6 protein-coding genes are annotated in these 11878 nt (G+C 37.6%); all 6 read right to left on the reverse strand.

Annotation, left to right across the window (positions count from 1 at the left end; genetic code table 11):
* Positions 1 to 4: 4 nt before the first annotated feature.
* The 6 genes from DQN48_RS00080 to DQN48_RS00105 all read right to left on the reverse strand — a co-directional run bounded on the left by DQN48_RS00080 (position 5) and on the right by DQN48_RS00105 (position 11614).
* Positions 5 to 766, reverse strand: a complete 762-nt coding sequence (locus DQN48_RS00080; RefSeq protein ID WP_081441261.1) for an outer membrane beta-barrel protein — start codon at positions 764 to 766, stop codon at positions 5 to 7.
* A 92-nt stretch (positions 767 to 858) separates the two neighbouring features.
* Positions 859 to 2385 carry a ShlB/FhaC/HecB family hemolysin secretion/activation protein gene (locus DQN48_RS00085; RefSeq protein WP_013022382.1) on the reverse strand — a complete coding sequence of 509 codons (1527 nt, stop codon included), beginning with the start codon at positions 2383 to 2385 and terminating at the stop codon, positions 859 to 861.
* 179 nt (positions 2386 to 2564) lie between these two features.
* A complete protein-coding gene (locus DQN48_RS00090; protein ID WP_013022383.1) occupies positions 2565 to 8855 on the reverse strand; it encodes a hemagglutinin repeat-containing protein in 6291 nt (2096 codons plus the stop codon).
* Between the two features lie 39 nt (positions 8856 to 8894).
* Positions 8895 to 9611 (reverse strand): outer membrane beta-barrel protein, encoded by a 717-nt coding sequence (locus DQN48_RS00095; protein WP_041913003.1) that lies wholly within the window; start codon positions 9609 to 9611, stop codon positions 8895 to 8897.
* Positions 9612 to 9900: 289 nt separating this feature from the next.
* Positions 9901 to 10299, reverse strand: coding sequence for a hypothetical protein (locus DQN48_RS00100; protein ID WP_013022385.1), 399 nt, complete (start codon positions 10297 to 10299; stop codon positions 9901 to 9903).
* A gap of 148 nt (positions 10300 to 10447) precedes the next feature.
* Positions 10448 to 11614, reverse strand: coding sequence for an SAM-dependent methyltransferase (locus DQN48_RS00105; RefSeq protein WP_013022386.1), 1167 nt, complete (start codon positions 11612 to 11614; stop codon positions 10448 to 10450).
* Between the last annotated feature and the right edge of the window lie 264 nt (positions 11615 to 11878).

Genomic DNA, 11878 nt, shown 5'->3' on the forward strand with positions numbered 1-11878 from the left:
CTCCTTAAAAAATAATTTTGTAAGAGATAAGCCAAGTAGGGGTAGTGATGAGGAGTTTTTCTTTTGCATAAACTTCCCCATTGGACTTATTTAATGTGCGATGGATCTTTGCAAACCCTTGATTTTCAATCGCAGGAATCCTGACAATAAACTCGATACGTTGGGTTTTCAAAAATCTTATAGATGCTCCCAGTCTTCCATAAATTTCATTATGGAAAAATCTTCCATCAAATCCGCTCAAATAAATTTGAGCGCCACTATAATCTGAGGCCTTGCTCCCTAAAAAGCTCCCTTTGGTGCTGAGATCTGAAATGACGAAATCATATCCCATACCCAAAAATACTCCTAGAGAGAAATAGGAAAAAGGAATAATATTTAGCATCATGTCTGCCCCGCCACCTACATAATAATTTTCCAATGATTTGATTTTCACATTAGGAAGACCACCAGCAAGCTCATAGCCTTGATTTGTGCCAAATTTGCCATAGCCTCCTTCGATAAAAACCCTTGATCGAAAGATTTTTCTCAAAATCTCTGTGTTTCCTATGCCCATTTCTACACCAAAACTACCCAAAAAGAGATGTCCATAAAGAGGATCATCAAAATTGTAGATATTTTGCCCTCCTTTAAACTTTGCAGAATTTTTAATATGTGCCATCCGTCCATAATCTGCACCGATGAAAAACTCGATATCCTCTTTAGCAAAGAGTTTGGTGCTGATGAGTAAAAAACCAAAAAGAATAGGGAAAAAAATTTTTCGCATCATTTTTACCTTAAGTATTAAGTATTTTTATTTTAGCAAATCTCTAAAAAAATCAAAAACATTTTTCAAAATCACCCCTTTAGAAAATTTTTGGTTTACCAATTGAATGCTATAGAAAAGAAAAAATTCTGTTTGGGAACACTTGATTTGGAACTAAACATCGCAAAATACCACCATGCTTGAAGATTGAGGTATTTTTGTATCCACTGGATCCCAAGTCCACCACCAGATAAGGCAATATCGTCTTTGGACATCAAGTCTTTTACATATCCTACATCAAATCCTATACTAGGGACAAGTTGAAACTTTTTGAGAAAGGGAATATATAAATTGAGGTCATTTCTACACAAAACCCCCATCTGCCCACTATAATTTAGCCTATCAAATCCTCTCACTGTGTATCTTCCTCCGATGATAAATGCATCATTTGCATAAAGTTTATTACTTCCTACTTGTGTTTTTATCGCACCTGTATAGATGAGAGAACGACCGAAAAACTTAAAGGGACGATAAAGATAGAGATTGACTACCGGGATGAAATAATCATAAGCATGGAGAAATTCATTTGCCAAGGAATGTCCATACAATCCACTGAAGTCTACATTGAATTGCAATGTCGGAAGAGACAAGGCATAGCGTAAGAAAAATGAATAGAGCAATACTTTTCTATTTTGTGTTACCAATAAGACATTTTCTAAGAAATTTTTAGAGATTCTTGCGCCAAAATTGAGTCCAAAAGAAAGACTATGCTCTTGTGTTCTCAAAAATACATAGCTCATTCTTGTATCTGTGTTGATGCTATATCCTGTATACACGGGAGAAAAATTTGCAAGCTTGATTTGAAAGCTATTAAAAGAATAGGCTAAATTTTGTTCGAAAAAGAATTGTTGAAAGGGAACACCATAGCTAAGAGAATGATAGATACTATAGTTTTTATGGATTCTTTCGTCATGGAAAAAAGATGCCAAAAGATAGGATTGCAATTTATCTGACAATTTTAGAGGATTTTCCCAGGCAAGCAATAAGGTATGCTGATAAAGAAATTTTAAATTCCCATTATCAAATATATAAACTCCAGAAAAAGGAAAAGATTTCTTTTCTACATGGATCACAATATCGCTCGCGTTCTTTTGATCTGAGGGGAGGATCTTCATCGTGGCATCGATATGCGTCATTTTTTTGAGATTGGCCATCCCTGCTTGCAGTTTTTGCAAGTCTAAGACATCCCCTTCTTTGATATCAAAATCCTTTTTGAAAGAAAAGAAAAGATTATTGTGATTGTAGGTGATCTGATGGATCCTCCCGATATCGAGTTTGATCTCAAGCCTTTGACTTTTGAGATCTTGAGGCAAGATGCCAAACTTTGAAGTCAAAAATCCTTTCTTTATCGTCTTCTCATTGAGTTCTTGCAAAAGTTTATTGATGGATTTTTCGTTGAGACATTGATTTGTATAGGCTTTGGCGATCTTTTCTCCAAAGCCAAAATATTTTTTGAAGGCTTTTTGATTTTCTAGAGTGTTTTCTAGTGGAGATAAGGTAATCTCTTTGACTAGAAAGCACAAGTCTTTTGCTTGCGCTTCTCCCAAAAAGAAAATGATAAAAAAATAAAACCTTATTCTCATAACTTTTGATTACTAGAAGAGAAATTTATAAAAGAATTTCGCCTGCGCAAAGTTTATTGCCCCCCTAAGAGTAACAAACTTAAAAGAATTTTTTTCATTTTCACTCCTTAATATGATAGAATGCTGAGCTTTCAAGGAAGCCCACCAATCTGTCATATCGACAGATTTTTGTGCGTTTTTTAGTTGATGCTGATATGAGATTTTGTGATACCATGTCCAAAATCCTTTTGCAATTTTTTACCAGACTTCTTATCCAAACTCACTTTATAATCAATCAGGGATTCTTTAGAGACTTTCTCGCCATCAAAGCTACCCTTTTTTGCTTCTATCTTCGCACCAACAAGTTTTGTTTGATTGCCCACTTTGATATTTGCATTGGAAGCTTCTATGCTAGATTGTTGCTTGACCTGGGATGCTATGCTACCTTTTATGCCAAAGTCTTTTTTCTTGGTAGCCATATCCAAAGATCCACTTACCCCAAAGCTTGCTTCTGTATCCTTTTTGCTCACCATATTGAGATTTTTGCCAATCTTTGCATCTAGATTCTCGCTTTTTATCTGACTGCTCTCTACATTCATGTCATTTTTTACAGCGAGTTTGAGATTTTGAGCTTCTATGCTAGATGCACTTTGTGTGGTTTGTGTGTGGAGATCTAGGCTTGCATTACCTCTAAATTTTAGATTGGTATTTCCTGCTCCTAGGCCTATGTTATGACTCTTTTGTGTTTCTTCAGAAGAGAGGACATTGAGATTTTGGGTCTGGATGCTACCATTGTCTCCAGAGAGATGGGAGCCTTTGATCTGTGTATCTCCCCTCACTTCGATCTGAAAATCCCCTAAAGAGACATGAGAGGCAGTTTGTCCTGTGCTATTTTGTGCTTTATTGTTATAATCCCATGCAGTTTTTACTCCGGATTTGTTACCAAGCCCTGCTTGAGCGCCAAGCGAGGATTCTGTATCTTTGGAATAGGTTTGTATGGAGCCAATCCAGAGACTTTTTGAGGTAATCTGTGCTTTTTTGGTAGTGAGATTAGAGCCTAGGATCTTTGTATCTTCAGATTGGAGATTGAGATTTTTGATAGAGACATCAGAGCTCAATGCAGAATTATTAGATTGAGTGGTGACTTTTTGTGTATAGCCACCATTAGCTCCTAGATCAAGGCTACCATCAAATCCTGCAGAAAGAGAAGCATTTGCATCTTTGGAATGCGTTGTCTTTGCAAAGGAGTTTTCTGTAGAAGTGATGATAAAGCTTTTGGCAGTGATATTAGCATCTTCTTCTATATTCAAACGTGAGCCTAGGATCTGTGTTTTCTCACTAGTTTTGAGATTGAGATTTTTTGCTGAAAGGCTGCTTGCTACTTGCGTGACTTTGTTCTCTTTGCTAGAAGAATCTCCATAGCCTCCAGAAAGAGCGACATTAAAGCCTCCATTATAGGTAAAATCTAGCGCAGCATTGTGCTTTTTGTCTGTTTTCTCATTGGTTTCTGTATTGCTTACAGAGGATAGGGCAAAGTTTTTGGCAGTGATATTGGCATCTTCTTTTATATCGAGGTTGGCTCCTTGGATCTTTACATCATTTTTTGTATCCAGGTTGAGCGTGCCTATCTTGAAGTGATTTGCAACATGGGAAGTTTCTGTATTTTTTTCTTTGCTGCCATCGTGTGCGTAATCTGCATGTGCTTTGATGCCAGTTTGTTTGCCTAGAGAAAGCTTCAAAGAAGCATTGATGGTGTCATTATATTTTGTCGTGGTGGTTGTTTTGACATTTTCCAAGGTGTTTATCGCGAGATTTTTGTTTTTGGCAGCAAAAACATCCGTGGTGATATCTGCGTTTGTGATCACCGTATCATTTTTGGAATCCATTTGCAGATTTTTGGATTGTATTGCAAGATTGCTTGTGCTAGTTGCATAGCTTTGTGTTTTGGTGAAGTCATCAGAATATTGATACGAAAAACCTGCTTTTATATCTTCTTTTTCAGGTACTTTGATGCTTTCTTTGATGCCTAGTTTGCTACCTAGAGAATTCGCATATTTTATGACGAGCCTCTCAAGAGGCCGTCTATTGATAGTCACTCCAAAGGTGTGAGAAGTGACATGTTTGGTTTCTAGACTTGTATGCTCATCTTGCAAAGCCTTTAATGCAATACTTTCACCTTGGAGGGCTAGATCATCACTTTGAATATTGGTGGATTGTATTGCTGTATTGCCTTGAGCGACAAAGGAAGCGTGATTAGCCTTTAGTGTGGTATTGTGATGATTTTTGTCATTGGTATCTTGATGGATCTTTGTGTTGGATGTGCGAAGCCCTGCAGAAATTTTATCTTTACTGATAGAGCCATAGAGACTTCGTTTTTTTATCTCTGTATCTACAACGACATTTTTTGTATCTGCATGATTGCTAATAAGGATATTTTTGTCTGATTGGATGGCAAGGTTTTGAGAATCTGTCTGCAGATTATAAGCAGTAAAATCATTTTTGCTATGAATCGCTAGATTTGATCCTTGGATTTCATTTGCGATATGTTGAGAAGTGGAGGCCGTGGTAGTAGTAATGGTAGTTTTACCATCAAGGAACCAGCCGCTAGTCTTTTTCTCCCTAGTTTTAGAAAAGCTCTCCTTTGTGCTCGTATCAAAGAGAATGTTTTCTCCTTGTAGCGCGATATTCTCTCCTTTCATTTTTACTGAAGTATATTCTTGCTTATTAGCATCAATGAGGAGGTGATTACCACTTTGGATGCTAGTAACTTGCTGATTTGTATGATTTCTTGTATTTACCGCATCTGCATAATCATCCTTCAATGCTAAGGTTTTGACATTTAGAGTATCAGACTGGATGAGAAGATCTCCTTTTGCATCTACATTAGCACCGATGAGAGCAATATTTTTTGATTCTAACTTAATATTTTTGGCAGTTTGAGCTATAGATTTATCTATCTGTGTAGAGTACTTGTTTATGTTATCTTGAGTAGATTGTATGCTATCTGCATGATTGCTAATAAGGATATTTTTGTCTGATTGGATGGCAAGATTTTGGGAATCTGTCTGCAGATTATAGGCAGTAAAATCACTTTTGCTATGAATCGCTAGATTTGTGCCTTGGATTTCATTTGCGATATGTTGAGTAGTTGTTTCAAGAACAAGTGGTCTTAGAAAAAATGATTTTATATCAAATTTTTTGCCTTTAGAAAAACTCTCCTTTGTACTCGCATCAAATAGCGTGCTCGTATCAAAGCGAATATTTTCTCCTTGTAGTGCGATATTCTCTCCTTTCATTTTCACTGAGGCATATTCTTGTTTTTTAGCATCAATGAGGAGGTGATTACCACTTTGGATACTAGTAACTTGCTGATTTGTATGATTTCTTATATTTGTTCCATCACTATAATCATCCTTCAATGCTAAGGTTTTGACATTTAGAGTATCAGACTGGATGAGAAGATCTCCTTTTGCATCTACATTAGCACCGATGAGAGCAATATTTTTTGATTCTAACTTAATACTTTTGGCAGTTTGAGCTATAGATTTATCTATCTGTGTAGAATACTTGTTTGTGTTGTTGCGAGGAGATTGTATGCTATCTGCATGATTGCTTATCAGAAGATTTGCATCAGATTTTAGAGATAAAGAATCTGTGATATCGGCATCAAAATTATAGGCAGTAAAATCACTTTTGCTATGAATCGCTAGGTTTATGCCTTGGATTTCATTTGCGATATGTTGAGTAGTGGGGGCTGTTGATAATTTTGGAGAAAGTATTCCCCTAGTCAATTTTTTGTTTTCAGACTTATTTACACTCGTATCAAAGAGAATATTTTCCCCCGTAAGTGCTATGGTATCACCCTTCATTTTCACTGAGGCATATTCTTGTTTTTTAGCATCAATAAGGAGGTGATTACCACTTTGGATGCTAGTAACTTGCTGATTTGTATGATTTCTTGTATTTACCGCATCTGCATAATTATCCTTCAATGCTAAGGTTTTGACATTTAGAGTATCAGACTGGATGAGAAGATCTCCTTTTGCATCAATATTGGCGCTTATGAGATTAGTTTGTTTGCTATTGATTACAATATCGCTACCACTTTGGATGCTAGTAACTTGCTGATTTGTATGATTTCTTGTATTTACCACATCTGCATAATTATCCTTCAATGCCAAAGTTTTGACGCTTAGTGCATCAGACTGGATGAGAAGATCTCCTTTTGCATCTACATTGGCACCGATGAGATGGGTCTCTTTGCTCTTGATGATGATATGATTGCCTTCCAAGATTCCCAAAGAAGCAAGATTTGTGTTTTCAGAAGTGCTGCTAAGCTCTTCATTTTTTTTCTTTATCACAACGGTTTTAGAATAAGATCTACCTGCAAGCTTCATAAAGACTTCAGAATAAGATTTACTTACAGGTACTGCAGCAATCAGAGGGGAAACATTGGTAGAAACAATGCGATCTTTTTTGTGACTTGTTATGCTGGAGGTATGTGTGAAGCCATCTGCATCAATGCTGATATTTTGCGCGAGGATTTTCCCTCCTTGATTGGTGATTGCTTCTCCTTTTAGCTTGAGAGTGTCTCTGGCGAGGAGGGTGCCATTTTCATTGAGCAATGCTTGAGAAGTGATGGTGATATCATTGCCTGTGATAGCACTAGAGTTATAGGTATTTTGGCTTGAGATGACAATGGAATGTGCTTGAAGTCCTAGCAAAAGGTTTTTTTGATAAGATCCTTGGAATATTGAGAAATCCATAATATCTCTTCTTGTAGAGGGAGCATCTTGCATGCGCCTTGCTACAAGGAGATCTAGGACATCTTTGTTTTGGACATAGGGGGTAGGAAGCGGGGTGCTACTTTTTGTATTTTGCAGAGTATCTTGCAAAAGGATAGAAGTATCTTGCAAGGTGATTTCTGGTAGCTCCACATCGGTAAATTCGACTTTATCTGCTCTAACAAAGGCAGAGGTTGTCCTCGTAGATGCGCAGTTGAAACCTATTTTTACCCCTGCAAAACATTTTCCATATCGATTATAAAGAGTTTTTGTGCCTTCATAGCTCGTGGTAGATTTGGCTTGTGGGGCTTTGTTGATAAACTCCTTGCTTGCATTTTGGAAATCATTGTTTGCTTGGATCAAGGCATTATCATTTGTCGTGGTCTGGGATTGAAGATGAATATTATTTGCCAGCATCATTGCAGGAGAATAGGTATCTTTCTGGATGCTTTCTTTGATGGTTTTGATCGTATAATCATAGGTCATATAGTAGGTTTTACTGCCTCCAAAATAGCCATTGATATTGGGATCTCTAGAATAAAATTTCTCCCTAGTAGCAGGATTTTGGATAAATTCTAATGCTCCTTGATTGAGGATGTTTTCTGCCTTTATGTTGAGATTGTCTTTTGCATAGAGGATGGAGTGATTGACTAGGTTTTTTGCAGAGATATCTAGATTTTGATTGGAGAAGATGAGAGGCAAAGCACTAGGTGCTGGGGCCTTCTCTCCCTCATTTTGGGGATCTTTTGTAGCTTGGATTTGTTTTATCAGAGCTGTTTGAGGTTTTGTAATCTCTATTGTTCCATTTGCATCGATGACAAATCCACCATCCCCGCTATTTTGGGAAGCTGTGCTCGCAAGAATCCCAGAATTTTTTACTCCTATGCCCTCATTGGTGGCCACAAGATAAATACTTTTGGCAAAAACTCCTCCCAGATAAGTGACATCCAATCCCAGAGCTTGTTGCTCTCCTTCAAGCTTGATAGGTTCATAAAGCAACACGCTAGGAGAGAAATTCACATGATTGCTTCCCAAAAGAGCTCGGATCTTATCTCCCCCTTCAACGATGCCATTTACTTCCATGTTTTTGGCTAGGAAAGTAAGAGTCTTGGTATTGCTGGCATTGAGGGCAGAAGTGATGATTTTGCCTTGCGTAATATCCAAAGAAAGTGTTTTTAGTTCTTCATAAGCTTTGAGTTGGTTGAGTCGATGGAACTCATCTTGTGAAAATTTTCCTGTAGCTAGCGTGAGGTTTTCGATATTGATGAAACCACAGCCATGGCAAGTAATGCCGTTGGGATTGGCTAGGATGACATCTGCTTGCTTGCCAGCTACTTCCAAAAATCCCAAAAGATTTGAGAGTTTATTGCCACTCACTTGATTCAAAATGAGTTTTGCTGCTGTCTCTAGGTTGGGATTGGCAGCAATATATCCTGCCAAAACAGTTTTTGCAAGATCTTCTTTTTGTGAGATGTTATTGAGGATAAGACCCTCTTTTTCTACATTGAAATCTTTATAAAAATTGCTAGATATGCCTGCTTGATTGGGCTTTGCGATATTGATGAGATCCACTCCATTGTCTGTTTTCCCCAAAGTGGGAGATGGGCCTGTATGGTCGGTGTCAATCGTGATGGGATTTGCGATAGCAGAACTACCTAAAAGACAGAGGGCATTTAAGAGGGCTAAAGATTGTTTTATCTTTCTCATAATAATTCCTTATCATTCCTATTTTTTATCATGGATTCTTCAAAAAACATATTTGTAACTTAGCATATAGGTATTTGTGCCAAGCTTCAGCATTTCTGATATTTTAAATACTTGTTTTTCTTCTAAATTTCCCTGCCTATAAATATTTTTCCGCTCGTTATTTCTTTTGTAAGAATTGCTAGCAATGTTTCTGCTTATATAAAACTCTACCCGATGATGCTTGGCAAACATCATGCTCAATCCGACCCGATAAGCAGCATTGCCAAAAGTATTTTGCCCATTGAAGCCTTGTGTTTTTAGATCAAGGGAAAAAGCATCATTGGTAATCTTGATAGAAGCTTTGGAAAAATCAGAATCTTTGGTTGCAAATTTTGCTAGATAGAGGTTGTATTGGATTCCTCCAAACATTCCAAAGGAAAATTTCTCATTGCGAAAAAAATTCAGCATCAAATCAAAAGAAGCATCAAAACGCGGCCCTTCAAGCGTTTTGATCGCAGTATTGTAAGCGTTAAGTTGAGGATCAGGAAATGTGGGCAGAATCCTGTCTTTTATTGCAAGAGACTGATAGCCTACCCCAATAGACCACCGAAAGCCAAAAATATCCTGAAAGAAGAGATGCTCTGTCCCGAGATTGACAGAGACCAGGGGACCGAAATTTTTGGAGCTATCCATTTTGTAGAATGCAGACCCATGGAGCTCTTGCGTCACCCCTTGAAAGGTGCCCTTATAACTTATACTACCACTAGATTGAATCATGCCCTGTGTCAACCCTCCTTCAACACCGACAAAGAATCTTGCTTGCGCGAAGTTTACTGTCCCCCCCCCCCTAAGAGCAATCCGCTTAAAAGTATTTTTTTCATTTTGACTCCTTAGTGGAACATAAAATATTATTTTGTATGAATATCTCTCTGATACTAATCAAATTTTCCTTAAAGAAAGCTGTTGCTCTAAAATTTTGTAGCTTTTCTTTTTGATAATGAGAAAATAGGGAGCTTGCGTGTATTTATGTTTGAAGCCAAAGTGAGATAATTCTTTGACTTTGATTTCATTTGCAAGCATTGCTATAAAATATGGCAAAAAAGCATAGCCTGGATGGGTGGAGCAAAGCCTTCAGGGGTTTTAGGCAAGTTCTAGGAAGCTTGCATTTGCATCCAAGCCAAGCAAGAGAATGGCTTTGGAATTCTACCCCAACCCTCCCAAGGGTCTTTGGAGTCTCTACAAGTAGATTCCCTGCTTTGTCAAAGCGATAGTGAATTTTGAGGGTTTTGGGTTTGTTGCTGGCATTTCTTGAAAGGAAACATCCTGCATTGCATCTTGTAGGATTTCCTTGATTGATATCCCCTCTTTTTTGGCCCTGAATCATTTGGCGCTTGTTTGTGATGACTCTATCATGCGTATGAGATTTCCTCCTGCAGAAGGGATTTCTACAAACCTCTAAATCCATGTTTTATCTTTTTGCAAAGGCCTATGATTTTGGAAAAGGCCAGTTTTGCAAAAACGCAAAGGCATAGGCTCTTTGGGGGTGAATTTGCTTTCTTTGTGTTGGATTTTTGAGATTTGGGAATCCCTCCAAAATATCTATGAAGGTGGAGTTAGTCTTGATAGATTCTTGCATGTGTCATGGCGATGTTGTTGTCCACTCCTTTGGTCAATAAAAATTGAAAAATATCAGCACTTCCTACTCGGAATGCGGAAGCACAGCTTTTGAGATACAAGCGCCACATTCTGATAAATCTTTCATCATACATTTTTCTGACCTCTTCAATCTCCTTTTCGAAGTTTTCTCTCCAGATATCTAGGGTTTTTGCATAGTGCAATCTTAGACTTTCTGCCAAAAGCAAGTGAAAATCAAATTCACTCGCAATGCTAATAAGCTCTCTTAGGGAGGGTAGATATCCCCCAGGGAAGATGTATTTGTCGATCCAGGCATTGGTCTCTCCCTCAAAGGAAGCCAATATGGTATGGAGCAAAAAGCTTCCGCTAGGCTTTAGACACTGCTTGACTTTACTAAAGTATAGAGGGAAGTTGGCCCGCCCTACATGCTCAAACATTCCAATGGAAACTGCCTTGTCAAAATAATTCTCCATCTCCAAGTCTTGGTAGTTTTTGAGCATGATGGTGACCTTATCCTCAAGACCACAGTCTTTTACCCTTTGTGTGGCTTCTTTGTGTTGTTCTTCTGAGAGGGTGATGCCTACGACTTCGACACCATATTTTTGGGCTGCCATGATGGAGAGCCAACCCCAGCCACAACCAATTTCAAGGAGTTTTTCGCCTTTTTTGAGGTCGAGTTTTTTGAGAGTGTGCTCGATTTTGTTGATTTGTGCTTGGTGCAAATCATCCGTGGGATTCTTGAAATATGCACAAGAATAGCTTTTTGTGGGATCTAGCCAAAGCTTGTAGAAGTCATTGCCTAGATCGTAGTGGCTTTTGATATTTTTGCTTTCTTGTTTTGTGTGGATTTTGCTTGTAATGTGTTTGTGTTTGTTGAGATGATGGTGGTTGTTGAACTGATACATCACATAGGAAATCGCATCAAAATCCCCCTCGATCTCGATATTCCCATCCATATAGGCCTCTCCAAAAAATAAGCTAAGATCTTGGGAGAAGGCATTTAGCCCAAAAGGCTTTTTTAAAGTGATTTTGAAATCAGGCTCCCCCTCGCCTATTTTGACTTGTTCCCCATCCCAAAACTCGATCACATAACGCCCAAAATTCCACTTTTTAAGAACTTGCTTGATAAGAAATTTTTGAAACATTTTAAATACTCTCTTTCTAAGAAAATAAATCTTGCCATTATAAAGTATATTTATTGACAAATACTCTCTTAAGCCAATAAAATGTGGATATATATGTTGCTTTTTACTGTCTCCCACTTAATTTAAATAATAAAATTTTCTTTTAATCAAAAATAAAAACTGCTGATTAGTGAGTCTAAACTCTTTAGAAAGAAAATAGATGCTTCTTGCTTGTTTTTACTTTTTCATTGATGGCCAGTCTTGTGTATGTTAATTTTGTGGAAT

Source organism: Helicobacter mustelae (genome assembly GCF_900476215.1).
Taxonomy (GTDB): Bacteria; Campylobacterota; Campylobacteria; order Campylobacterales; family Helicobacteraceae; genus Helicobacter_H; species Helicobacter_H mustelae.